Genomic DNA, 23,859 nt, shown 5'->3' with positions numbered 1-23,859 from the left:
TTTAAATTTTAAACTGGAGTTTTAATGGATAAAATAAAAATAATAGGAGCAAGACAACATAATTTAAAAAATATAAATCTTGAACTTCCAAAAAATAAATTAATTGTTATTACTGGCCCTTCCGGTTCAGGAAAATCTTCTCTTGCTTTTGATACTATCTATGCAGAAGGGCAAAGAAGATATGTAGAAAGTCTTTCTGCATATGCAAGGCAGTTTTTAGGACTAATGGAAAAGCCAGATGTAGATAATATAGAAGGCCTATCTCCTGCTATAGCAATAGATCAAAAAACAACCTCTAAAAATCCCCGTTCTACTGTTGGAACAATTACAGAAATTTATGATTATTTAAGACTTTTATTTGCGAGAGTTGGAAAACCTTATTGTCCTGAATGTAATGCTCCTATTACTTCCCAGTCTCCAGAAGAGATTGTAGAGCAGATTTTAAAATTTAAAGAAGGTAGTAAAATTCAAATTCTTGCTCCTATTATTAGAGGAAAAAAAGGAAAACACAAAGAAATATTAGAAAAAATAATAAAGATGGGTTATCCAAGGGTAAGGATTGATGGAAAGATTTATTTAGTTGAAGAGGTGCCTGAACTTGAAAAAAATAAAAAACATACTATAGAGGTAGTTGTTGACAGAATAATAATTAAAGAAGGAATAAGATCAAGATTAGTTGACAGTGTAGAACAAGCTTTAAAGCTTGGAGAAGGAATTGTAATAATAAATAAACTTGAAAATAATGAAGATTTAATATTTAGTGAAAAATTTGCATGTCCAGAGCATGGCTTTTCAATAGCAGAAATATCTCCAAGGCTTTTTTCTTTTAATAGTCCTTATGGTGCTTGTCCTGAATGTAAAGGATTAGGAGTTATTCATAAAATAGATATTGATTTACTTGTTGATAAAAATAGATCAGTAATTGAAAGTTTTAGAATAACTGATAGCTTTTATTTTAAATATATTAAAGGAATGATTTATGATTTTATTTATTATCATGGAATAGATAAATTCACAAAATTTAATGATTTACCTACGCATCTTCAAGATGAACTTTTATTTGATATAGTTTCTCATTTAGAAAGAAAATATTTAGAAACAGAAAATGAAAAGCAAAGACAAGAACTTGAAAAATATATTAAAGAAGTAGTCTGTCCTGTATGTAAAGGTTCAAGGCTAAAAAAAGAAGCTTTATATATTCTTATAAATGGTAAAAATATATGGCAAATTACTCAGATGGATATTAAAAAGGCTTATTCTTTTTTTGAAGAGTTTGAAAAAAGCCCAATGTCAGAAAAAGATAGAGTTATATCCTCAAAAATAATAAAAGAGATAAAAGAAAGACTTAAATTTTTACTTGATGTTGGACTTGATTACTTAACATTAGATAGAAAAGCTACAACTCTTTCAGGTGGAGAAAGTCAAAGAATAAGACTTGCAACACAAATAGGTTCTAAATTAAGTGGAGTTTTATATGTATTAGATGAGCCATCTATAGGACTTCATCCAAGAGATACTGCAAAACTTATAAAAACTTTAAAACATCTTAGAGACTTAGATAATACAGTAATAGTAGTAGAACATGATCCAGAAACTATAGAAGAAGCAGATTTTATAGTAGATATAGGGCCGGGTAGTGGAATAAATGGAGGACAGATAACAGCAATAGGAACTCCTTCTGAAATAGCAGAAAATCCAAACTCTTTAACTGGAAAGTATTTAAGTGGAAAATTAAAAATTCCTTTTCCGAAAAAAAGAAGGAAACCAGATTTTTCTAAAAAGTTAGTAATAAAAGGAGCAAAAGAACATAATTTAAAAAATATAGATGTGGAAATACCTCTTGGATTATTTGTAGCAATTACAGGAGTTTCAGGAAGTGGTAAATCAACTTTAATATATGATATTTTATGGAATGCATCCAAAAAACATTTTGGATATAAAACAGATTATATTGGAAAACACGATAAGATAGATGGTTGGGGAAATATAGACAAAGTAATAAATGTTGATCAATCTCCTATAGGAAAAACGCCAAGATCCAATCCAGCTACATATACAAAGGTTTTTGATCTTATTAGAAATTTATTTGCATCAACACCAGAAGCAAAGCTTAGAGGATATAAACCAGGAAGATTTTCCTTTAATGTAAAAGGTGGTAGATGTGAAGCTTGTAAAGGAGAGGGAGTAATAAAAATAGAGATGCATTTTTTACCAGATGTTTATGTTGTATGTGATGTATGTCAAGGAAAAAGATATAACAAGGAAACTTTATCTATTGAGTATAAAGGCAAAAACATAGCAGATGTTTTAGACATGACTGTAGCAGAGGCATTAGAATTTTTCAAAAATATTCCATCTATAAAAAGTAAGCTAAAACTTTTATATGATGTTGGACTTGATTATATAAAATTAGGACAACCTGCTACTACCTTGTCAGGTGGAGAAGCTCAAAGAATAAAACTATCAAGGGAACTTTCAAAAAGAGATACAGGAAGAACTTTATATCTTCTTGATGAGCCAACTACAGGCCTTCATTCTAATGATGTAAAAAAACTTATAGATGTTTTAAATAAATTAGTAGATAAAGGAAATACAGTTGTTGTAATTGAGCATAACCTTGATGTAATTAAAAATGCAGACTGGATTATAGATTTAGGTCCAGAAGGAGGAGATAAAGGTGGCCAGATTGTAGCCACTGGAACCCCAGAAGATATAGTTAAAAATGAAAAATCTTGGACAGGTAAATTTTTGAAAAAATATCTTCAGTCTTCATAAGGAATTTCTTCTTCCATTCCCCATTCTTCAAGCTTTTCTGTCTTTATTCTTTCTTGCCAACATTCTTTACAAAAAACAAGACCTTCTATATTGGGATCTTCATAAAGCTCTTTTTTAGAGCCACATTTGAAGCATTCTTCATTCTTATCTTCTACTTTTTTAAGATTTTTATAATCCATACTTGTATCCTCAATTTTATTTTATAATTTAAATTTAAGCTAAAAATTTTCAAAATAAATAGGAGGAAAAATAATGGCTCAAATAATATTAGCAGAAAGTGCAGGTTTTTGCTTTGGAGTAAAAATAGCTGTTGATGCAGCAAAAAAAGCAGGAGAAGAACTTGGAGGAGCTTATACAGATGGCCCTATTATTCATAATAAACAGGTTGTTCAGTTCTTAGAAAGTTTAAATGTTAGAGAATTAGAAGAAGGCCAACAGTTAAAAGAAGGAGATACAGTATTAATAAGATCCCATGGAGTACCACCAAAAGAAGAAAGAAGATTAAAAGAGGCAGGAGTAAATGTAATAGATGCCACTTGCCCTTTTGTTAAAAAAGTACATGAAAAAGTAAGACAGCTTGTAGAAGAAGGATATTTTGTAGTAATAATAGGAGAGCATAAACATCCAGAAGTGATTGGTATTTTAGGGCATTTGGAAGAGTCAGGAGGCAAAGGAATAGTAGTATCTAATATGGAAGAGCTTATAAAAAACTTACCAAATAAAAAAAGAATAGGAATTGTATCTCAAACTACACAAAGTGAAGACTTCTTTAGAGAAGCAGTTGGATATATAGCAGAAAATACAGAAGAAGTAAAAATATTTAATACAATATGTGATGCAACATCTGTTAGACAAGAAGAGGTAAAAAAAATAGCTCCAAATGTCGATATTATGATAATAATAGGGGGAAAACATAGTGGAAATACAAATAGATTAGCTCAAATATCCAGAGCTTTAAATCCAAATACTTACCATATAGAAAAAGCAGATGAATTACAGCCTAAATGGTTTGAAGGTAAAGAAAGAGTAGGAATAAGTGCTGGTGCATCTACACCAGATTGGATAATAAATGAAGTTGTAGAAAGAATTAAGGAAATAACAAAATAATGGATGAAAGAGTAAATATTTTAGTAGAGGCTTTTAAAAGGACTACAGAAAAAGGTGTTTCTATAGAAGGAATACTAATTGTAATATTCCTATTTTCAGCAATTGCAGGGATTATTTTATTTTCTTACAATTTTAAAAATATATTAGAAAAAAGAAGATTAAAAAAATTATTTATAGATACAGCAAGAGAAATAGGACTTACAACTGAAGAGGTAGAAATTTTATGGAATACAGCTCACAAAATAAATAGAGATCCTTATCTTGCATTAGAAGTTAAACAAACTTTTGAAAAGATAATAGATACATATATCAAGGAAAATCCTAATTTTGATCAAGAAAAAATAAGACATATGAGAAAAGTTTTAGGATTTGATATTGTTCCTCCATTTATGCCTTTAACTACTACAAAAGATATTGATTTATTTCAGTCAGGAAATCTTATTTTAGAAGATAGAAGGGTAGATGTTGCATTAGTTGATAAAGATGAACTTTATATGTACTGGGCAGTATTAGATCCAGTTCCTGTTAGAATTGAAAAAGGAGAAAAAGTATTAATTTCCTTTATAAGAAATAACGATGCTATTTATAGATTTGAATCTATCATAGAAGATATATACAAAGAAAATGATAGAACTATACTAAAATTGCCACATACTTTCCATTTGGAAAGAATCCAAAGGAGAAAAGACATTAGAATTCCAGTAACTATTCCAATTAAAATTTATATTAAAGATTTAAGCTTTTCTTTTAAAACAGAAGATCTTAGTATAAGTGGATTAAAATTTTGTATTCCTAAAACCGAAGATAATAATATAAAAATATTCAATCTCGGAGCTGAGTTGAATTTAGAAATATATATAGAAAATAAAATCATAGAAACAGAAGGGAAAATAAAAAATATCTATGACAGAGAAGATAGAATTTGCTTTGGAATTCAATTTATAAATCTTAAAAAAGAGTATTCTAAAATTCTTGAAGATTTTATAAAAGTAAAGCAGATGGAATTTTTAAAACAATATAAAAAAACAAAGGGATAATCAATGGATATAGCTACACTAATTGGTATTATAGCTGCATTTTTATTGATAATTGTTTCAATAGTAATGGGCGGAAGCCCAATGGCCTTTGTAAATATACCTTCTATCCTTATTGTTATAGGAGGAGGTCTTTCTGCATCTTTAGCGTCTTATCCTCTACCGGAATTTATAAAAGGTTTAAAAGCAATAGTAAAAGCATTTAAGCCTACAGTTCCTAATATACAAGAGCATATAGATTTTTTAGTAAATATACTTACAAAAGTTAGAAAAGATGGAATATTATCCTTAGAAGCAGAGATTGATTCATTTTATGAACGAGATCCATTTTTTGGAGATTTAATGAGAATGCTTGTTGATGGTATAGAAATAGAACAGATAAAGGAAAATGCAGAAGCTGCTCTTACAAAATATGAGCAAGATTTGTCTACAGAAATAGCTATATGGGATGCTTTAGGAGAGTTATTCCCAGCTTTTGGTATGATTGGTACTTTAATAGGACTTATTCAGATGCTCCAAAACTTAAATGATCCTTCTGCTCTTGGTCCAGGTATGGCTGTTGCTATGATTACAACTTTATATGGTGCCGTTTTAGCCAATGCATTTGCTATACCAATTACAAAAAAATTGAAATATTACAAAGATGTAGAAATGATAGTTAAAGAAAGTTATATACTTACTGTTAATGCTATAGATAAAGGAACTAACCCTAACTTGTTTAGAGGAACATTAAATACCTTATTTGGTATAAAAGGCGGTGAATAATATTTGCCTCGAAAAGAAAAAAAGCAGGAATGTAAAACAATTCCTGCATGGCTTATAAGTTTTGGGGACTTAATGTCTCTTGTTCTTACATTCTTTATATTACTTTTTTCTATGGGTACTATTTCTTTACAAAAGTTCCATATGTTAATAAAAGGTTTTACTGAATACTTAGGTGGAAGAAAGGTTCAATTTGAAGAAAAGTTATTAAAGGAAAGCAATATACCTGTAGAATTTAAAAATATGTATCCAAAAATAAAAAATAAAAGAAAAAAATTAAAAAATAAATTAAGAGCCTTAAAAGAATCATTAAAGAAAGCTGGAATAAATTCAGAAGTTGAAGAGCATGGTTCTATTATAAGATTTAGAGTAAATACTGATAAAATGTTTCCAGTTGGAAGTGAAATTCCTTATAAATCTGCAATACCTTATATAATGACAATATGTAAAAATCTGCAAGAACTTGGCCTTCCATTAACAATAGAAGGCCATACAGATAATCAAGGAAGTTATAAATTAAATTTAGATCTTTCTTTAAAAAGAGCTTTATATATTATGAAATTGTTCATAAACTGTGGATATGATCCTGATTTATTAAATGTTAGAGGATATGGACCTTCAAGACCTATAGCCCCTAATAATACACCAGAAGGAAGAATGAAAAATAGAAGGGTTGAATTTGTAATACAAGTTAAAGATTTTTAGAGGAGAAAATGGCAAGAAAGAAAAAAGAAGAATGTCCTGCAGCTCCTGGATGGCTTATAAGTTTTAGTGATTTAATGTCTTTACTTCTAACTTTTTTTATTTTGTTATATGCAATGTCTGTATTAGATGTCAAAAAACTTATGAAATTTTTGTGGTATTTCCAAGGTGAAAAAATAAAAGAATATTCAATTACAGTAGCAGTAGTTCCTCCAATTAGTCTTTTACAAGAAGATGTTGCAAAGAAAGTAAAGCAAAGATTAAAAAGAGTTCTTCCAATTTATGCATATCAAATTGATAGTATTGAAAATTATGTATTAATTAGACTTTTTAATGATATAGCATTTAAACAAGATAGTTATATATTAACACCAGATGCACAAAAAGCAATTCCAGAAATTGCAAAAGCAATAAAAAAATATCAAAATTACTTTGATAATATAAAAATAATAGGACATGCTTTTATAAAAAATAAGTCAAAACTACCACCTGGAATAAAAGATAGCTGGGATTTATCAATTAAAAGAGCAGAAGTTATAGCTAATATTCTGATAAAAAATGGAATTGATAGAAAAAAAATAATACTTGAAGCTTATGGAGATACAAGACCTATTTATAAATGGAAAAATCCTATCCTTCAAAGAATGAATGATAGAGTAGAAATATTCTTAGAAGTTAAGCAAGAAAGACCAGATATATTAAAAGAGAAAAAATAATTCAAAAACTCTTGAAGAAAAAATCAAACAATGTTATATTTTTTACTTCCTAAATAAATGGAGGAAATATTCTTGAAAAGGGATTTTGTTAATTTTGAAGACTTAAGCAGGGACGAAGTTTTAGAAATTTTAGATTATGCATTTTATATTAAAAAAAATCCTTTTGCTAATAATATTTTAAAAAATAAATCTATTGGATTAATTTTTATGAAACAATCTACAAGAACAAGACTTTCTTTTGAAGTTGGAGTTAAGCATCTTGGCGGACAACCTATTTATATTCTTGGTTCTTCTACTCAGTTAAGTAGAGGTGAAGATATAAAAGATACTGCAAGAGTAATGTCAAGATACTTAGATGGCATTGTAATAAGAACATATAGCCATCAAGAAGTAGAAGATTTAGCAAGGTATGGAAATGTCCCCGTAATAAATGCTCTTACAGATTATCAACATCCATGTCAGGTTTTGGCAGATTTACAAACAATAAAAGAAAGATTTGGTAAGTTAGAAGGTTTAAAACTAACATATATTGGTGATGGAAATAATATGGCAAATACTTTATTGATAGCTTGTTCAATGATGGGAATAAATATATCAGTTGCTACACCTCCAATGTATGAACCAAATGGAAAAGCTATCAAGACTGCTTTAGATTTTGCAAAAGAAACAGGAGTTAATATTGAAATAACAAATAATCCAGAAGAAGCAGTAAAAGAATCTGATATTTTATACACTGATGTTTGGGTAAGTATGGGACAAGAAAATGAATCAAATAAAAAAAATGTTTTTGAAGGTTTTACCATAAATAAAAATCTTTTATCTAAAGCAAATAAAAATGCTATTGTAATGCATTGTCTTCCAGCACATAAAGGTGAAGAAATAACAGAAGAAGTTTTTGAGATGTTTGCTGATATTATATTTGATCAAGCAGAAAATAGACTACATGCTCAAAAATCTTTATTAAACTTTTTATATAAAGGAGGTAGTAATTAATGAAAAAAAGAAAAAAAGTTGTTTATAGAAGGCATGATAGAAATGAGATGCCTCTTTTAGATCCTGAAATAAGAAAAAAATATTTAAATAAAGAGTATGCTCTAGGATATGGACATACAGTAGCCCTTGATGAAGCAGATAGATGTATTTTATGTAAAAAAGCTCCATGTACTCCATCATGTCCTGTAAACTCAGAAATGGAAAAATGGATTGAAGAAATACAAAAACAAAACGTATTTGAAGCTTATAAAATCCTTAGAAGAAACAATCCATTTAGCTCTGTATGTGGTAGAGTATGTCCACAAGAAAGACTTTGTGAAAGTACTTGTGTTTTAACATTTAAAGATAATGGCCTTTCTGTAGGAATAGGAGGACTTGAGAGATTTGTAGGTGATAGTATAAGAATGTCTGGAATAGATTGGATAGATGAAAAAGAACCACCTACAGGTAAATCAGTTGGAATTATAGGAGCTGGTCCTGCTGGATTATCAGCTGCTTATTTCTTAGCAAGAAAAGGACATGATGTTACTGTATATGAAGCTTTACCATTTGCTGGTGGAGTTATGAGATATGGTATTCCTGAAGCAAGGCTTGATAGAAGAGCTTTAGATTTTGAAATAGAACTTATTAAAAAACTTGGAGTAAAAATAAAAACAGGAGTAAAAGTAGGTGTTGATATTCCTTTTGAAGATATAAGAAATGCTCATGATGCAGTATTTATAGCTGCTGGTTCAGGAAGAGGAAAGAAAATGGGTATTCCCGGTGAAGATTTGAAAGGTGTTTACACTGCAATAGGCTATTTAATGAAAGTAAATACAGATTATATAGATCCTATGCTTGCTCCTGAAGAAGATATAGAACTTCCAAGAAATAAAAGAGTAGCTGTAATAGGTGGTGGATTTACAGCAGTTGATTGTTTAATTACTTCAGTTAGACTTGGAAATGAAACTCATCTTATATATAGAAGAACAAGAGAAACATCTTCAGCAAGAGATGAAGAATGGGATCATGTGGCAGAAGAAGGTGTAATTTTACATTGGTTAACTCAACCTATAGAAGTAATAGGAAATGAAAAAGGAGAAGTAGTAGGTTTAAAATGTGTAAAAATGGAGCTTGTTCCTGATGAAAAAGGAGGAAGACCAAGACCTAAACCAGTAGAAGGATCAGAGCATATTATTGAATGTGATGTTGTTATTATGGCAGTAGGGCAAGGAGATAATCCAACTGCATATAAAGATGTACCAAACTTAAAAATAGATAAATGGAATAATTTATCAACTGTAGATTCTAAATTTAGAACAAATGTAGAAGGAATTTTTGCAGGTGGAGATGTAGTTAATGGTGGTGATACTGTAGTTACAGCAATAGCTCATGGAAAAAAAGCAGCTCAATCTATACATGAGTATTTAACTACTGGTGTTTGGGCATATGGGGAAGAAGAGGAAGAAGTTAAAGCTTAAATCATCTTAGGGGATTTCTTTCCCCTTTTTATTTTTCTGAATATATATCATATTGCTTTTCTAAAATCTCGTACAAAATTATTATTTATATAATGAAATTTGAGGAGGGAATATATGTATAATCTGAAAACTGTACTGCTACTTGGAATATTAACAGGTTTATTTCTTGTAGTAGGTAAAATTCTTGGTGGCCAGACAGGTATGATTATCGCTTTCATTCTTGCAATGGGTATGAACTTTTTTGCTTATTGGTTCTCTGATAAAATGGTACTTTCAATGTATGGAGCTCAAGAGGTTCCTTATGAAGAAGCACCTTGGCTTCATGATATGGTAGAGGAACTTGCAAGAAATGCAGGTATTCCTAAACCAAAAATTTATATTGTTAATTTAGATGTTCCTAATGCTTTTGCTACAGGAAGAGATCCAAACCATGCAGCAGTTGCAGTTACAACTGCTATATTAGATATATTAACTGAAGATGAGCTTAGGGGAGTTTTAGCTCATGAACTTGGACATATAAAAAATAGAGATATATTGATTTCTACAATTGCCGCAACAATTGGTGGTGCTATATCTATGATTGCTGAAATGGCATTTTGGTCTAATCTATTTGGTAGCCATGATGAAGAAGAAGGAAATGGAATAGGTGATATTATAGGTACGTTTTTATTATTTATTCTTGCACCTATTGCAGCAATGATTATACAAATGGCAATATCAAGATCTAGAGAATTTGCTGCAGATAAGGCTGGTGCAGAAATTTCAAGATGTCCTTTATGTCTTGCTAATGCTTTACAGAAATTGGAAGAATATGCAAAACAGTTAACACCTATAGCAGAAAGGGAAGTTAATCCTGGAACAGCTCATATGATGATTGTAAATCCTTTTAAAGGAGATTTCATAGCAAAATTATTTTCTACTCATCCACCAACAGAAGAAAGAATTAGAAGACTTATAGAGTTAGCACAAAAAATGGGACAGGCTTAATTCCTGTCCTTTTCCATATCTTCTTTTATAATTTCTCTATTTTTCCTTTCTACCCAAGGTTGTTTTTTTAAAACATATCTTAAAGTTAAGATATATCCAATAAAGGCAATAACATGGAAAGCAACTATTGGTGGAGATAAAAGCCCCTCATCAAGTATTAAACTAAGAATTTCTGAAACTACAGCAGCAAAGAAAATAAATAAAAAAGAAATGCCAAAAATTACAGTAACTCTACGATTTAATAAATAATCTTTTGTTTCATCCATTTTTACAACCACCCTTTCTTTTTAAATATAAATAAAGGTATTATAGCTGACAATACCATTAATAATAATGAAAATGGATATCCAATTTTCCATTGTAGTTCAGGCATATATTTAAAGTTCATACCATAAATAGCGGCAATTAAAGTTGGAGGAAGAAAGATAACAGACATTAAAGTAAAAATTTTCATTACTTTATTCTGTTTAATATTAATAAGTCCTAAAAATGTATTTTGTAAATAATCTAATCTTTCAAAATTAAAGTTTGTATAATCAATTAATGAGTTTATATCTTTTATCATTATTCTTAGTTCTTCTCTTAAATCTTGAGGTATTTTATGACTTTTTAATAATGAAGAAACTAATCTTTGTTTATCAGTTAAACTTTCTCTTATTGTCATATTATAATCTTCATAGTAAGAGATAGTCTCAAGAAGTTTTTCAGTAATATCTATCCCAGTAAACACAATTTTACTTAATTTATTTATTTCTCTTGTAATAAACTCTAAAGTATCTGCATCTGTATCTATTCTAATCTCTAAAATTGTTATGAGAATATAAAATCCATTTTCATAAAAACGGGGATTAGAAAGAACTTTTTTAGCGGTTTCAGAAAAAGTAGTTAATTCTCTATATCTAATTGTAATAAGAATATTTTTTGTTAAGAAAAAAGATACTGTCTCATTTATAAAGTTTTCTTTTTCTTTTATTAAAAAATATGCATTAATATTTATATTTTCTTCATCTTCCCAATACCTTGAACTTACTTCTATTTCTTCCATTTCTTGTTTTGTTGGAAGTTCTATATTAAAAGTATTTTCAACCCATTCTTTTTCTTCTTCAATAGGAGATAATAAATCTATCCATAAAATTTTGTCTGTTTCTATATCTTCTGTAATTTCATTTAATATTCTTATTTGTAAGTTATCTTTAATGAAGATTCTAATCATAATCATAATTATAACAAACTATAAGCTTAACTGATTTAATTAAGTTATAATAAATGGAAAAATTTCTTATTTGTAAGTTATCTTTAATGAAGATTCTAATCATAATCATAATTATAACAAACTATAAGCTTAACTGATTTAATTAAGTTATAATAAATGGAAAAATTTTAATTAGAGAGGAAATAAATGAGAATAATTCTTGTATTAACTTTATTTATTTTCAATTTATCTTTTGCTACAGTTATTTTCAATTCTGAAAAAAAAGAATATAAGGAAAATGAAAATATATGTTTTTACTTAAAAAATAATTCTAATAATATTATATTTTTACCATCTTCAGCACCTTGGGCAGTTTTTGAAGATGAAAAATTTGAAAAAATAATATATTCACCAATTAGTAGTCAAGTAATAGTAAAGTTAAATCCTAATCAAGAAAAAAAATGGTGTTGGAAACAAGAAAATTTTAAAAATAAAAAAGTTTCAGCTGGTGAATATACTATAAGAATTACTTATTTTGAAAATGGCAAAAGAAAGTTTGCAACTTTTAAAGTTAAAATAGTTTCTGACTATTCTGATGCAAAGTAGTTTTTTCAAAAATACTTTTGTATTTTCTATTGCTACATTTATAAGTAGAATTTTAGGATATGTTAGAGATGCAACTATTGCTTATGTTTTTGGGGCATCTTATTTAACAGATGCATTTTTTGTTGCTTGGAGACTTCCAAATACTTTAAGACAACTTGTAGCAGAAGGAAGTTTTAATGCTGCATTTATTCCAATTTATACAAATTTAATAAAAAAAAATCCCGATAAAGCAAAAGCTTATTTATCTTCCTTATTTTCTTATTATGTTTTGATATTATCTATAATCACATTTTTTGCAGTTATATTTTCAAAGATTTTGATTTTAATTTTAGCACCAGGATTTTCAAAAAGTCCTGAAATTTTAAATTTAGCCTCAAATTTAGTAAAAATTGTTTTTCCTTATCTTATTTTAGTTGGAATAGTTTCTTTTTTTATGGCAGTTTTAAATACAAAAGATAAATTTTTTATTCCTGCAGTTTCACCTGCTTTTTTAAATCTTTCTTTTATATTTTTTGCTTTATTTTTATCTTCTTATTTTGGAATTTATTCAATTGCTTTTGGAGCGTTATTTGGTGGATTTTTACAAATTTTACTTACATACACTCTTTTTAAAAAAGAAGGTTTTTATCTAAAACCAAACTTTCAAAAAGTCGTAGAACTAAAAACTACTTTAAAAAGGATTTTGCCAGCTTTTGCTTCTTTTGGTGTAAGTCAGTTTGGCTTTGTAATAGATACAATCCTTGCATCTTTAATAATGGCAGGAGCTATTTCTTATTTATATTATGGAAATAGAATATTTCAACTTCCTATTGGTATTTTTGCAATTGGCCTTGGAAATGCTCTTTTAGTTTCTTTGTCAAGACATTATGCAGAAAATAATTTGAAAGCTTTTAGTAAAGATTTAAATGAAGGTTTGAAACTTTCTTTAATAATTTCTATTCCTGCAAGCTTTGGAATGATAGTTCTTGGTAAAGAGATAATCCAGCTTTTGTTTGCTCATGGAAAGTTTAGTGAAAAAGATACAATTTATACATTTTATGCCCTTACTGGATACTCTATAGGCCTTATTTTTTATACTATGACAAGACCTTTAAAAAGTGCCTTTTTTGCTATAGAAGATGTGAAAACCCCTTTATATTCTACAATAGCTGGTATTTTAGGAGGAATACTTTTTGCAATTATATTTGTTTTTATTTTTAATCTTGGTGTTTTTGGACTTTCTTTTGCATCTTCTATATCCGGTTTAATAAGTCTTATTTATCTTTTTTATTTCTATCCTTATGAAATTTTAAAAAAAGATATATTTAAAACCTTTTTAAAAGCTTTATTTTCTGCTTTTTTAATGTCTTTTGTAATACTTTTACTAAAACCTTTTATCTCAAATTTAGCAATACTTGTATTTGGAATGATTTTTATATCAATAATCATTTATTTTTCTACTCTTTATGTGTTAAAAGAAAAATTAGTTTTAAAAATATTTGAAAAAGTAAGGAGAAAATTATGAGATATAAAGATTTTTTAGATTTAAAACTTTCAGAAATAGGAGTAGGTACATATCTTGGAAATATTGATGAAGAAACAGATAAAAATTATTTTGAGACTATAAAACTTGCAATAGAAAAAGGAATAAATGTCATTGATACTGCAATAAATTATAGAAATATGAGAAGTGAGATTGTAATCGGCAAAGTAATTAAGGAAATAGATAGAAAAAAGGTAATAATATCAACAAAAGGTGGATATATAGCAGTTCCACCAGATATAAAAGATGCTTCATCTTGGTTTAAAAAAGAACTTGTAGAAAAAGGAATAATACAACCTCAAGATATAACTCAAACTGGAAATATAATTACGGCAAAATATATAGATTGGGCTTTTAATAAAAGTTTAGAAAATCTTAATACCAATTATATAGATGTTTACTTTTTACATAATCCAGAAGACCAGCTTTTAAATTTTGATAGAGAAACTTTTTATAAAAAATTAAGAAATGTTTTTAGACTTTTAGAAGGAAAAGTAAACGAAGGAAAATTAAGATATTATGGACTTGCAACATGGAATGGTTTTAGAGTTTTACAAACAGAAAAGCAGTATTTAAACTTAAAAGATATTTATGATATTGCTACAGATACTGGAGGAGAAAATCACCATTTTAGGTTTATACAACTGCCATATAATATGGCAATGCCTGAGGCTTATACTTTAAAAAATCAAAATATAGATGGAAAAAACTTATCAACTTTAGAAGCTTGTGAAAAACTTAATATTTATACATATATAAGTGCAAGTTTAATGCAAACTAGAATTTTAGGAAGAATTCCTGAAAATATACTTAAAAAATTAGGTGTTGAAAAACAAGTTCATGCAGCAATCCAGTTTGTAAGAAGTACAAAAGGAGTTGGGACAGCTTTGATAGGAATGAGTAAAAAAGAACATCTTCTTGAAAATTTAGAGATTGAAAATATAAATCCTTTAAAACCAGAAGAGATTGATAATCTTTTTAAAGAGCCTGCATAAAGCAGGCTTTATGTTATTGATTATATGATGGAAGTATAGGAACAGTCTTAATATCTTCAGATAATTTTCCTGTAAGGGATTTTAAAATTGCATAAATATCATCTATATCTTCTTTAGATAAATCTTTGCCAAGTTGAACCTTTGCCATTATTTTTATAGCATCTTTTAAAGACTATACACTACCATCATGGAAATAAGGAGCAGTCATCGCAACATTTCTTAAAGGTGGTACTTTAAATACATATTTATCTGCAGGATTTTTAGTTACATTATTTTAGTTACATTATATCTACCTTCATCTATTTTTTTACTTTTTGTATATTTCCAATAAGGTTCAACTATACCAAATTTTTGGTACATTGTTCCACCAAGTAATGCTCCTTGATGGCAAGATGCACAACCTATTTCTATAAATTTTTTAAGTCCTTTCTTTTCTTTTTTTGTTAAAGCATTTACATGACCTTTTAAAAATTCATCAAATCTAGAAGGAGTTGATAAAGTTCTTTCCCAAGCTCCAATTGCTTTAGCAAAATTATCAACAGTTATAGGATTTTTATCCCTAGGGAATGCTTTTTTAAATAAGATTTTATAGCCTTTTATACTTTTTAGTTTATCTTCCACCCATTTATAAGAAGGTGCTCCAAAAGAACCTTTACCAAGTAATGCTCTTTTAGCTTGATCTTCTACATTTTCTCTATCTCCTCTCCAATGCTCTGAAACCTGACCTGCTGCATTTAAAACAGTAGGGGCATTTCTTGGATTTATTTTCCCATTATTCCCTTGAGCTTTTGGAAGACCATCTGCACCATACAAACTAATTGGATGGCATTTTGCACAACTTGTAGCACCATCGATAGATACTCTTGGCTCATAAAATAAAATTTTACCTAATTTAACTTTTTCTTTTGTAATTGGATTCTTATCAGAAGGAAATAAATCAGGTAAAGGTTGAAAATACTTTTTAGCTTCATTTAATAATGAAACATCAGATGCAAATGAGAAGCTTGTAAAAATCAGAGAAGAAAGTAATAATTTTTTCATAGCTACCCTCTAGTATATGTATTATTATAATTTTATATTGATAAAAATAAATCATTTTTAATGAAAATAAAAGGTTACATTGCTTATATTTTAAAATCATCAGTTTTTGAATATTATAAATTTACTCTCCGAAAACAAATAAAGAAAACAAGAAACCTTCTTTCACAAGATTTTCATCTTTAATGTAAGATAATTTAATAAAAATGAAATCTTGGAGGAAAAAATGAAAAGATATTTTTATCCTGTTTTTTTAGCTTTAATGCTGATTAATTTATCTTTTGCTTCTTTGTTAGAGCAAATTGAAAAAGAAAGGGTCAGTATTGTTCAATCTGTTTCACCGGGAGTTGTAACTATATTTACAGTTAAAGAAGTTAAAGTTCCTAATCCTTTTGCAGGTACACCATTTTCAGACTTTTTTGGATTTCCTGGAAATAGAAATTTTACTCAAAGAATAGAAGGTCTTGGCTCTGGGTTTATAGTAAAAGTAGATAAAGATAAAAAATTAGTATATATACTAACAAATAACCATGTTGTAGAAAATGCAACAAATATAAAAGTTCAATTTAAAAATAGAAAAGTTCTTAATGGGAAAATAGTAGGTACAGATAAACTAAGTGATGTTGCGGTTGTTTCAGTAAAATTTAAAGAAGGAATAGAAAAGTTTGCAGAAAAACATACTTTGAAACTTGGAAATTCAGATAAACTAAAACCTGGAATGACTGTTTTTGCTATAGGTAGTCCATTAGGATTTAAATATACAGTAACTCAAGGAATTATTTCAGCATTAAATAGAGAAATAGAAGGACATCCTGGAGAAGGTTTTATCCAAACAGATGCTGCTATAAACCCAGGGAATTCTGGAGGTCCACTTATAAATGTAAAAGGTGAAGTAGTTGGTATGAACACAGCAATTATTGCAGGGGCTCAAGGTCTTGGATTTGCTGTTCCAATAAATCAAGCAAAATGGGTTATGGATCAAATATTAAAATATGGAAAAGTTAAAAGAGGAAAGCTTGGAGTTGTAATACAACCTTTAACACCTGAACTTGCTAAACATTTTGGGTTAGATTATGGAGTTATAATTACACAAGTTCAAAAAGGTAGCCCTGCTGAAAAAGCTGGATTAAAAAGTGGAGATGTAATAGTTGCAGTTAATGGACATAAAGTAAAAACTCCTAATGATTTACAAAAATATATAATGAGAGCAGGTCCTGGGGCAAAAGTAGATATTACAGTTTATAGAGATGGAAAGAAAATAACGGTAAAAGCTATATTAGGTTCTTGGGAAGATGAATATATTGGAGATTATGAGAAATTAGAAGAAAAATATGGTCTTAAAGTTATAGACTTATCTCCTGCAATTAGAGAAAAATATCAACTCCCTAAAGTTCCTTATGGTGTTTTAGTATATGGAGTAAAATACGGTTCTGTAGCAGATGAAGCAGGTCTTAGAAGTGGAGATATTATAATTTCTGTAAATCAAAAACCTGTAAAAACAGTATCTGACTTTTGGAAATTAATTGTTAAAGCTGAGAAAAGAAAAGCTTCAGATGTACTTTTAAAAGTTAGAAGAGGTTCTTCAATATTTTATACTACATTACCAATTATTAATGAATAATAGCTTTTATTACCTTTTTCATTTCAAGGTAGCCTATTTCTATAGGCTCCTTTCTTTTTCTTATATCAAAAAGGCCAATTTCAGAAAGTTTTTTTGGCTGTAAAAATATATCTGCATATTTTTTTCTAAATTCTATATAAGCACTAATAGAAATATTGAAACTTCTTAAAGTTATAGAAAAGATATTATTTAAATTCTCAGACTTTTCTATAGGGTTTACATCTACAGCAATAATAAAATCTGCTCTACCTATAAAAGGTTCTACAGGAAGATTATTTGTCACACCACCATCAACATGTTGTCTGCCATCTATTTCTACAGGTTCAAAAAAGAAAGGTATTGAAGAAGAAGCTCTTACTATTTTATATAAATTCCCTTTTTCCCAAATCCTGAATTTACCATAATTTAAATCTGTTGTTGTAACAAAAAGCTTAGTAGGAAGATTTTCTATTTTTTCTTCTTTTATATGATTTTTTAGAAATCTCTCTAAATTTTCTAAGGAAAATAAAGATTTAAAAGTTTTTGAAGGTTTAAACCATTTTAAAAAATTTTCTTTTAATGCAATTTCTTCTAGCTGATTAGCTTTATATCCTGATGCATATAAAGAACCTATTATAGCTCCTGCACTAACACCAGATATTGCTTCTATTTCTATATTTTCTTCTTCTAAAGCTTTTAAAACTCCAATATGTGCTAACCCTCTAACAGCACCACCGGATAAGACAAGAGAAATTTTCATGTATATTTTCTATAAAAAAAAGAAAAGGGGATTTCCCCCTTCTAAGATAAGATATAACGCTAATCTAATAAGTATATGAATTCAACTAAATCATCTTCATTTGCACATGTCCATCCCGAAGTAGAAGTATTTATAGCACCACCTGTTGTTTCTATAATACTACCTTTTGTAGCTTCAACTGTTCCATCAATTGCCGTATCTATTATTTTGGCAGCATAACATGGTACATGCTCAACAAGAATTGCATTTTTGTTTTCTCCATTTATAGTAGTATGTAGATAAAAAAATCCACCATTAAAAACATGTCTTGCTAAAATCCTATGCGGAGTATCAGGAGATAATAATCTGGCTGCTTGAAGTTCTGCTAAAGGTGCATCTGGGTCACCATTTGCAGCTGTTAAAAACGTATTTGAAGGATTATCATCATAATTTGCTTGTAGAGACCAGTTTAAATTATTTCCATCAATTAAACCATTAAAATCTCCATCACCAGGTAATCTTCCATATCTGTCATAAAAAGTTAGAGCTAAAACTTCAAATCCTTTCAAGTCATTTAATAACCTCTTAGCTTTAGCATTATTAATTAAATCTTTACCTTTAAGAACAGCTCCAAGAATAATACCAATAATTACAAGAACAATAGCCAGCTCTACTAATGTAAACCCTTTTTGGTTTTTCATGTTTTACCTCCCAAAAAATATTTTGTAACAATAAAATATACTTTTTATTATCGGATTTGTCAAAAAATTTTAAAGTACTTACTAACCTTTATTTTTAACCTTAACATATAGCCTTTTCCAAATTAACCACATCAAATTTCAAAATATCCATATATTTCCATCTATAAGCTATAGCATGCATAATTTCCTTAAATCTAATGAATTTGTACATATAAGTATTTTCATAAATTTTCAAATAAACTCTTCTAAAATAAATTTAACTTCTTCTGTATAAATTTTATCTTTCGGATTTTCATACACAATTAAAGGTTTTTCTATAATCTCTCCACCTTCTTTTGCATTTTTATGGGCTTCCAATAAGAAATGAGTTGCATTCTCGTTTACTGAAGGATATATAAATCTATATCTTTTTGGTTGTAATTTGTTTTCTTTTAAATAAAGAATAATTTCTGAAAATCTACTAACAGGTGAAACCATATAAAATTTACCTTTATCTTTTAAAAGATATTTTCCTGCTTTTATAAAATCTTCAATAGTTGCTAAATATTCACTCCTTGCTATTTTAAGCTGTAAATTTTCTGTTTTATATTCTTTAAAATATGGTGGATTTGTTATTACATAATCAAAACTATTAGGTTTAAATATTTTTTTTATATTTTTAATATCTTCTTTGAATAAGTTTACATTTACATTATTTAGTTTAAAATTTACTTTTGCTAAATTATAAAATTCTTCTTGAACTTCTATAGCATAAAAGTCTAAATTTTTATATTTTAAAGAAAGAAGTAAAATTAAAATTCCATTACCTGTGCCTAAATCTATTAACTTTCCTTTTTTTTGAAATTTTGGAAACGATGCAAGTAAAACTGAATCTAAATTAAAACGATAACCTTTTTCTGATTGATAAAGGAAAATCTTCCCCCTGATAAAAGGGGAAGGTTTATTTTTATCCAACTTTTTGTTTTGATTCTTCTAAAATTCTAAGAAGTGTTTCTGCTCTAAATTTTTGCTTTTCATATCTTTCTCTTTCTTCTTCAGAAAGTTCTTCAGATTCTAATTTTGCTTCTGCTTCTTCTAAAAGTTGTGTTTCTTTTACTCCATCTATCTTATCTATTTCATAAATTTCTTCTGCAAGTATAATTACTTTATCTCCCGCTACATCTATCACTCCATAAGTAGATGCATATTCTATTGGTTCTTCACCTTCTTTTTCAATTCTTATCTTCCCAGGGATAACATTTGTTAAAAGTAGCATATGATTTTCTAATATTCCTATTTCTCCATCTGCAGTATTGACTACTGTTTGATAAGCTTCACCACTGTAAACAATACCTTCAGGGGTAACTATCTCAAGTTTATACATATCTTGCCTCCATTTCAACATTTTAGTAAATTAGTTTACAATAATTTATATATATTTTAAAGATGGAGGTTTTGAAAATGAAAGTAGGTGTATTGCTTTCTGGTTGTGGTGTTTTTGATGGTGCAGAAATTCATGAAGCGACTTTAACTTTATATTTTTTAGATAAAGCAGGTGTTGAAATTGTATGTATGGCTCCTAATATTCCTCAAAAAGAAGTAATTAATCATTTAACAGGTGAAAAAACTAATGAAACAAGAAATGTTCTTGTTGAAGCAGCAAGAATTGCAAGAGGAAATATAAAAGATATAAATGAAGTTTCTGCTGATGATATAGATGCTTTAATAATGCCTGGTGGATATGGAGTAGCTAAAAACTTTTCAAACTTTTTAGAAAAAGGTGCAGATGCAGATGTAATACCTGAAGTAAAAAGACTTTTAGTAGAAATGTTTGAAAAGAAAAAACCAATAGGAGCAGTTTGTATATCTCCTGTAATTGTTGCAGCAGCATTAAAAGAAGCAAAAGTTAAATTAACTATTGGAACTGATGAAGAAGTAGCAAAAGCTATAGAGGCTATGGGACAACAACATTTAGTATGTCCAGTATCTGAAGCTCTTGTAGATGAGGAAAATAAAATAGTTTCTACTCCTGCATATATGGAAGGAAAAACTATTAAAGATGTAGCAGAAGGTATAGAAAAACTTGTAAATGAAGTTTTAAGACTTGCAAAAAGTTAATTTTTAGGAGGAGATATTGAAAATAGATATTGGTATAGTTGGTTATGGCGTTGTAGGAAATGGAACTGCAAAAATATTAGAAGAAAAAAAAGAGCTGATAAAAGATAAATCTGGAGTTGAAATAAATCTAAAAAAAGTATTTACGAGAAACTGGAATAAAGAATTTCCTTTTTCTTTAAAAGAAGATCAGAAAGCTAAAAGTTTAGAAGAACTTCTTGAAGATGAAGATATAAAAATAATTGTTGAGCTTACTGGTGGTATAGATTTTCCATATGAGCTTTTAACAAAAGCTATAGAAAAAGGAAAACATATTGTTACTGCAAATAAAGCACTTCTTGCAGAAAAAGGAAAAGATATATTTTTAAAAGCAGAAGAAAAAAATATAAGAATAGGTTTTGAAGCAGCAGTAGCAGGTGGAATACCTATAATTAGGGCTTTAAGGGAAGGACTTGTAGCAAATAATATAGAAAAGATTTATGGAATTTTAAATGGAACAACAAATTATATTCTAACTTCTATGTTTAAAGAAGGAAAAGATTTCCAAACTGCCCTTGAAGAAGCAAAAGAACTTGGATATGCAGAAGCAGATCCAACTCTTGATATAAACGGAGTAGATGCAGGCCATAAAATAGCTATACTTGCATCTCTTTCTTTTGGAGGATTTTTAAACTTTTCAAAAATTCATATAGAAGGTATAGAAAATATAAATCTATTAGATGTTGAGCTTGCTAAGGAACTTGGATATACATTAAAACTTCTTGCAATTGCTAAAAATCAAAATGGTGAAGCAGAAGTAAGAGTACATCCTACCTTTTTACCTTCAGACCATCCTTTAGCAAAAGTAGAAGGAGTTTTTAATGCAGTTATGGTTGAAGGTGATAGTGTTGGAGAAACTATGTTTTATGGAAAAGGGGCTGGAAGTCTTCCAACTGCAAGTGCAGTAGTAAGTGATATTGTTGATATTGCAAAAAGTATATCCTTAGGTATAGGAAGAGAGATAGAAATAACTTCTATGAATTGGAAACATAAAGATATAAACCTAAAAAAAGTTTCTGATTTTTATACAAGATATTATCTAAGGTTTACTGTTCCAGATATTACAGGAATACTTGCAAAAATTGCAAATGTTTTTGCTAAATATAATATAAGTATTGCTGCTGTTTTACAAAAAGAAACAGTTTTAAGATATACACAAACTGAAAATGATAAATTAGTTCCTTTAGTAATTCTTACTCACACTGCATCAGAAAATAATTTGCAAAAAGCAGTAAAAGAAATAGAAGATAATAAATTTACATATGAAAAAACTGTATTAATAAGAATTGAGCATGAAGAAAGATGAAATGTTGGTAGAGGATTTAGAAAATAAGAAAAAAAAGATAGGTCTATTTTTAGCACCAACTTTGGCAGTTTTAACTTATATTTTGCCACTTTCCATTAAATCTGATGCAAAAATAATTCTTTCTATAATGGTTTTTTGTATTGTATTTTGGCTACTTGAGGTTTTACCTCTTGGAATTACTGCTTTTTTAGGAGTTTCTTTAGCTGTTGTTTTTGGAATAGTTTCTGCTAAAAAAGCTTTTTTAAGTATGGGACATCCTGTAATTTTACTTTTCATAGGTAGCTTTTTAATAGCTCAAGCTATGACTAAATATGGTTTAGATGAAAGAATTGCTTTAAATTTATTATCAAAAGATATATTTTTAAAATCACCATTTAGGATACTTTTTGCATTCACTTTAATTTCCTTTTTCTTATCTATACTTTTTGCATTCACTTTAATTTCCTTTTTCTTATCTATGTGGATAAGTAATACTGCTACAACTGCTATGCTTTTACCACTTGCCCTTGGGATAATTACTCTTTTTTCTCATAATAAAATTAAAAATTCTAAAGCTTTTGGAATTTTTTTACTTATATCTATAGCTTATACTGCGTCCATAGGAGGTACTGCTACACTTATAGGAACTCCTACTAACCTTGTTGGAGTAGGTTTTTTAGAAGAAACCGGATATAATGTAGATTTTCTACAATGGTTTTTGATAGTTTCACCTATATCTATTTCAATGTACATAGTTTTACTTTTATATATGAAATTTAATATAAAAAATTTTAAATTTGATTTTCATCAAGTAAAACAGATAATATCATCTGAAAAAAATAAATTAAAACCTTTATCTAAAGGAGAAAAGAATACAATTTTAGCTTTCTCTTTTGCTGTAGTTTTTTGGCTTTTACCTGGTATAGCAAATTTAGTTGGAAATAAAACAGCGTATTTATTTTTAAAATCTCATTTTTCAGAAGGAATAGTAGCTATCTTAGCAGCAATACTACTTTTTTTACTACCTACAGAAAATTCAAAATCAACTTTAAATAGCGAAGATTTAAAACAGATAGATTGGGATACAGTCCTTTTATTTGCAGGAGGAATTGCTCTTGGTAAGATAATAATTCAAACTGGCCTTGCAAAATACATAGGTACACAAATAGCAAGTTTAGTACCTTCAAATATGACTATTTTATTTATTTTTGTAATTATTTTAGCAATGATTTTCTTAACAGAGATAAGCTCTAATACTGCCACTGCTATTACTTTTGTTCCAATAATAATTGGTGCTTTACAACAATTAAATATAGATGTTTTTTTTCCTGTAATTGCAGTTATAGTTGCTTCCAGCTTTGCTTTTATGCTTCCTATTGCAACACCACCAAATGCAATTGTTTTTGGTAGTGGGTTGATAAAAATTTCAAAAATGGTAAAATTAGGTTTCTTTTTAAATATAATCGGTAGCATCATTTTAACAATTTTTGTAATAATACATTTGTGAGGTAA

Annotated in this window: 25 protein-coding genes; 16 read left to right on the top strand and 9 right to left on the bottom strand. The window is 28.3% G+C overall.

Annotation, left to right across the window (positions count from 1 at the left end):
* Positions 1 to 24 precede the first annotated feature (24 nt).
* The gene (gene uvrA / locus CLV39_RS02105) at positions 25 to 2,775 is read left to right on the top strand and encodes an excinuclease ABC subunit UvrA (protein WP_121922568.1); all 2,751 of its coding nucleotides are present in this window, start codon (positions 25 to 27) and stop codon (positions 2,773 to 2,775) included.
* Here the strand turns inward: uvrA and CLV39_RS02100 are convergent.
* Complete coding sequence (locus CLV39_RS02100) at positions 2,763 to 2,954, bottom strand: hypothetical protein (RefSeq protein WP_121922567.1); 192 nt, start codon at positions 2,952 to 2,954, stop codon at positions 2,763 to 2,765. The two genes, uvrA and CLV39_RS02100, sit on opposite strands and share 13 nt — an antisense overlap.
* A gap of 73 nt (positions 2,955 to 3,027) precedes the next feature.
* Between CLV39_RS02100 and ispH the strand changes: the two genes are divergently transcribed.
* From ispH to htpX, 8 genes are all read left to right on the top strand, one after another.
* Entirely contained in the window at positions 3,028 to 3,882 is an 855-nt protein-coding gene (gene ispH, locus CLV39_RS02095; RefSeq protein ID WP_121922566.1) for a 4-hydroxy-3-methylbut-2-enyl diphosphate reductase, read from the top strand.
* Entirely contained in the window at positions 3,882 to 4,919 is a 1,038-nt protein-coding gene (locus tag CLV39_RS02090; RefSeq protein WP_121922565.1) for a flagellar brake protein, read from the top strand. The genes ispH and CLV39_RS02090 overlap by 1 nt, the downstream gene beginning before the upstream one ends.
* Before the next feature lie 3 nt (positions 4,920 to 4,922).
* Positions 4,923 to 5,681: a motility protein A gene (locus tag CLV39_RS02085; RefSeq protein ID WP_121922564.1), complete on the top strand. Its 759-nt coding sequence runs from the start codon at positions 4,923 to 4,925 to the stop codon at positions 5,679 to 5,681.
* Between the two features lie 3 nt (positions 5,682 to 5,684).
* Positions 5,685 to 6,383: an OmpA/MotB family protein gene (locus CLV39_RS02080; RefSeq protein WP_121922563.1), complete on the top strand. Its 699-nt coding sequence runs from the start codon at positions 5,685 to 5,687 to the stop codon at positions 6,381 to 6,383.
* Positions 6,384 to 6,391: 8 nt separating this feature from the next.
* Entirely contained in the window at positions 6,392 to 7,096 is a 705-nt protein-coding gene (locus CLV39_RS02075) for an OmpA/MotB family protein (RefSeq protein ID WP_121922562.1), read from the top strand.
* A 72-nt stretch (positions 7,097 to 7,168) separates the two neighbouring features.
* Complete coding sequence (argF, locus tag CLV39_RS02070) at positions 7,169 to 8,089, top strand: ornithine carbamoyltransferase (RefSeq protein ID WP_211325027.1); 921 nt, start codon at positions 7,169 to 7,171, stop codon at positions 8,087 to 8,089.
* Positions 8,089 to 9,549, top strand: a complete 1,461-nt coding sequence (gene gltA, locus CLV39_RS02065; RefSeq protein ID WP_121922560.1) for an NADPH-dependent glutamate synthase — start codon at positions 8,089 to 8,091, stop codon at positions 9,547 to 9,549. Before argF ends, gltA begins: the two co-directional genes overlap by 1 nt.
* 114 nt (positions 9,550 to 9,663) lie before the next feature.
* Positions 9,664 to 10,536, top strand: coding sequence for a zinc metalloprotease HtpX (htpX, locus tag CLV39_RS02060; RefSeq protein ID WP_121922559.1), 873 nt, complete (start codon positions 9,664 to 9,666; stop codon positions 10,534 to 10,536).
* Here the strand turns inward: htpX and CLV39_RS02055 are convergent.
* Together CLV39_RS02055 and corA are read right to left on the bottom strand one after the other, a co-directional pair.
* A complete protein-coding gene (locus CLV39_RS02055; RefSeq protein WP_121922558.1) occupies positions 10,533 to 10,802 on the bottom strand; it encodes a hypothetical protein in 270 nt (89 codons plus the stop codon). The two genes, htpX and CLV39_RS02055, sit on opposite strands and share 4 nt — an antisense overlap.
* Positions 10,803 to 10,804: 2 nt before the next feature.
* The gene (gene corA / locus CLV39_RS02050; protein WP_121922750.1) at positions 10,805 to 11,749 is read right to left on the bottom strand and encodes a magnesium/cobalt transporter CorA; all 945 of its coding nucleotides are present in this window, start codon (positions 11,747 to 11,749) and stop codon (positions 10,805 to 10,807) included.
* 186 nt (positions 11,750 to 11,935) lie between these two features.
* On the opposite strand from corA, the gene CLV39_RS02045 reads away from it, so the two are divergent.
* From CLV39_RS02045 to CLV39_RS02035, 3 genes are read left to right on the top strand one after another with little or no spacing between them, the layout of a single operon-like run.
* Positions 11,936 to 12,334, top strand: coding sequence for a hypothetical protein (locus CLV39_RS02045; protein WP_121922557.1), 399 nt, complete (start codon positions 11,936 to 11,938; stop codon positions 12,332 to 12,334).
* Positions 12,324 to 13,838 (top strand): murein biosynthesis integral membrane protein MurJ, encoded by a 1,515-nt coding sequence (gene murJ / locus CLV39_RS02040; RefSeq protein ID WP_121922556.1) that lies wholly within the window; start codon positions 12,324 to 12,326, stop codon positions 13,836 to 13,838. The genes CLV39_RS02045 and murJ overlap by 11 nt, the downstream gene beginning before the upstream one ends.
* Entirely contained in the window at positions 13,835 to 14,851 is a 1,017-nt protein-coding gene (locus CLV39_RS02035; protein WP_121922555.1) for an aldo/keto reductase, read from the top strand. Before murJ ends, CLV39_RS02035 begins: the two co-directional genes overlap by 4 nt.
* A 13-nt stretch (positions 14,852 to 14,864) precedes the next feature.
* Here the strand turns inward: CLV39_RS02035 and CLV39_RS08795 are convergent, their stop codons facing one another.
* Complete coding sequence (locus tag CLV39_RS08795) at positions 14,865 to 14,999, bottom strand: hypothetical protein (protein WP_281271955.1); 135 nt, start codon at positions 14,997 to 14,999, stop codon at positions 14,865 to 14,867.
* A 116-nt stretch (positions 15,000 to 15,115) separates the two neighbouring features.
* Complete coding sequence (locus CLV39_RS02030) at positions 15,116 to 15,892, bottom strand: cytochrome-c peroxidase (protein ID WP_245960279.1); 777 nt, start codon at positions 15,890 to 15,892, stop codon at positions 15,116 to 15,118.
* 223 nt (positions 15,893 to 16,115) lie between these two features.
* Between CLV39_RS02030 and CLV39_RS02025 the strand changes: the two genes are divergently transcribed.
* Positions 16,116 to 17,510 (top strand): Do family serine endopeptidase, encoded by a 1,395-nt coding sequence (locus CLV39_RS02025; RefSeq protein ID WP_121922554.1) that lies wholly within the window; start codon positions 16,116 to 16,118, stop codon positions 17,508 to 17,510.
* Here the strand turns inward: CLV39_RS02025 and CLV39_RS02020 are convergent.
* From CLV39_RS02020 to atpC, 4 genes are all read right to left on the bottom strand, one after another.
* Positions 17,500 to 18,249 carry a patatin-like phospholipase family protein gene (locus tag CLV39_RS02020; RefSeq protein WP_121922553.1) on the bottom strand — a complete coding sequence of 250 codons (750 nt, stop codon included), beginning with the start codon at positions 18,247 to 18,249 and terminating at the stop codon, positions 17,500 to 17,502. The genes CLV39_RS02025 and CLV39_RS02020 overlap by 11 nt on opposite strands.
* 59 nt (positions 18,250 to 18,308) lie before the next feature.
* Positions 18,309 to 18,929: a prepilin-type N-terminal cleavage/methylation domain-containing protein gene (locus CLV39_RS02015; protein ID WP_121922552.1), complete on the bottom strand. Its 621-nt coding sequence runs from the start codon at positions 18,927 to 18,929 to the stop codon at positions 18,309 to 18,311.
* A gap of 231 nt (positions 18,930 to 19,160) precedes the next feature.
* Positions 19,161 to 19,883, bottom strand: coding sequence for a tRNA1(Val) (adenine(37)-N6)-methyltransferase (locus CLV39_RS02010; RefSeq protein ID WP_121922551.1), 723 nt, complete (start codon positions 19,881 to 19,883; stop codon positions 19,161 to 19,163).
* Complete coding sequence (gene atpC, locus CLV39_RS02005) at positions 19,876 to 20,292, bottom strand: ATP synthase F1 subunit epsilon (RefSeq protein WP_121922550.1); 417 nt, start codon at positions 20,290 to 20,292, stop codon at positions 19,876 to 19,878. Before atpC ends, CLV39_RS02010 begins: the two co-directional genes overlap by 8 nt.
* A gap of 77 nt (positions 20,293 to 20,369) precedes the next feature.
* Here atpC and elbB point away from each other — a divergent pair, with 77 nt between their 5' ends.
* From elbB to CLV39_RS01990, 3 genes are read left to right on the top strand one after another with little or no spacing between them, the layout of a single operon-like run.
* Positions 20,370 to 21,026 carry an isoprenoid biosynthesis glyoxalase ElbB gene (gene elbB, locus CLV39_RS02000; RefSeq protein ID WP_121922549.1) on the top strand — a complete coding sequence of 219 codons (657 nt, stop codon included), beginning with the start codon at positions 20,370 to 20,372 and terminating at the stop codon, positions 21,024 to 21,026.
* A gap of 13 nt (positions 21,027 to 21,039) precedes the next feature.
* Positions 21,040 to 22,368 carry a homoserine dehydrogenase gene (locus CLV39_RS01995; RefSeq protein ID WP_121922548.1) on the top strand — a complete coding sequence of 443 codons (1,329 nt, stop codon included), beginning with the start codon at positions 21,040 to 21,042 and terminating at the stop codon, positions 22,366 to 22,368.
* Positions 22,355 to 23,854, top strand: coding sequence for an SLC13 family permease (locus CLV39_RS01990; protein WP_245960278.1), 1,500 nt, complete (start codon positions 22,355 to 22,357; stop codon positions 23,852 to 23,854). The genes CLV39_RS01995 and CLV39_RS01990 overlap by 14 nt, the downstream gene beginning before the upstream one ends.
* Positions 23,855 to 23,859 lie beyond the last annotated feature (5 nt).

The organism is Hydrogenothermus marinus, assembly GCF_003688665.1.
Taxonomy (GTDB): domain Bacteria; phylum Aquificota; class Aquificia; order Aquificales; family Hydrogenothermaceae; genus Hydrogenothermus; species Hydrogenothermus marinus.
The sequence above is the reverse complement of the archived record's forward strand: the minus strand, read 5'-3'. Positions and strand labels throughout refer to the sequence as shown.

Coding starts and splice junctions, on each gene's coding strand:
- uvrA (WP_121922568.1), top strand. CDS start 25: ATGGATAAAATAAAAATAATAGGAGCAAGACAACATAATTTAAAAAAT.
- CLV39_RS02100 (WP_121922567.1), bottom strand. CDS start 2,954: ATGGATTATAAAAATCTTAAAAAAGTAGAAGATAAGAATGAAGAATGC.
- ispH (WP_121922566.1), top strand. CDS start 3,028: ATGGCTCAAATAATATTAGCAGAAAGTGCAGGTTTTTGCTTTGGAGTA.
- CLV39_RS02090 (WP_121922565.1), top strand. CDS start 3,882: ATGGATGAAAGAGTAAATATTTTAGTAGAGGCTTTTAAAAGGACTACA.
- CLV39_RS02085 (WP_121922564.1), top strand. CDS start 4,923: ATGGATATAGCTACACTAATTGGTATTATAGCTGCATTTTTATTGATA.
- CLV39_RS02075 (WP_121922562.1), top strand. CDS start 6,392: ATGGCAAGAAAGAAAAAAGAAGAATGTCCTGCAGCTCCTGGATGGCTT.
- gltA (WP_121922560.1), top strand. CDS start 8,089: ATGAAAAAAAGAAAAAAAGTTGTTTATAGAAGGCATGATAGAAATGAG.
- htpX (WP_121922559.1), top strand. CDS start 9,664: ATGTATAATCTGAAAACTGTACTGCTACTTGGAATATTAACAGGTTTA.
- CLV39_RS02055 (WP_121922558.1), bottom strand. CDS start 10,802: ATGGATGAAACAAAAGATTATTTATTAAATCGTAGAGTTACTGTAATT.
- corA (WP_121922750.1), bottom strand. CDS start 11,749: ATGATTAGAATCTTCATTAAAGATAACTTACAAATAAGAATATTAAAT.
- CLV39_RS02045 (WP_121922557.1), top strand. CDS start 11,936: ATGAGAATAATTCTTGTATTAACTTTATTTATTTTCAATTTATCTTTT.
- murJ (WP_121922556.1), top strand. CDS start 12,324: ATGCAAAGTAGTTTTTTCAAAAATACTTTTGTATTTTCTATTGCTACA.
- CLV39_RS02035 (WP_121922555.1), top strand. CDS start 13,835: ATGAGATATAAAGATTTTTTAGATTTAAAACTTTCAGAAATAGGAGTA.
- CLV39_RS08795 (WP_281271955.1), bottom strand. CDS start 14,999: ATGGCAAAGGTTCAACTTGGCAAAGATTTATCTAAAGAAGATATAGAT.
- CLV39_RS02030 (WP_245960279.1), bottom strand. CDS start 15,892: ATGAAAAAATTATTACTTTCTTCTCTGATTTTTACAAGCTTCTCATTT.
- CLV39_RS02025 (WP_121922554.1), top strand. CDS start 16,116: ATGAAAAGATATTTTTATCCTGTTTTTTTAGCTTTAATGCTGATTAAT.
- CLV39_RS02020 (WP_121922553.1), bottom strand. CDS start 18,249: ATGAAAATTTCTCTTGTCTTATCCGGTGGTGCTGTTAGAGGGTTAGCA.
- CLV39_RS02015 (WP_121922552.1), bottom strand. CDS start 18,929: ATGAAAAACCAAAAAGGGTTTACATTAGTAGAGCTGGCTATTGTTCTT.
- atpC (WP_121922550.1), bottom strand. CDS start 20,292: ATGTATAAACTTGAGATAGTTACCCCTGAAGGTATTGTTTACAGTGGT.
- elbB (WP_121922549.1), top strand. CDS start 20,370: ATGAAAGTAGGTGTATTGCTTTCTGGTTGTGGTGTTTTTGATGGTGCA.
- CLV39_RS01990 (WP_245960278.1), top strand. CDS start 22,355: ATGAAGAAAGATGAAATGTTGGTAGAGGATTTAGAAAATAAGAAAAAA.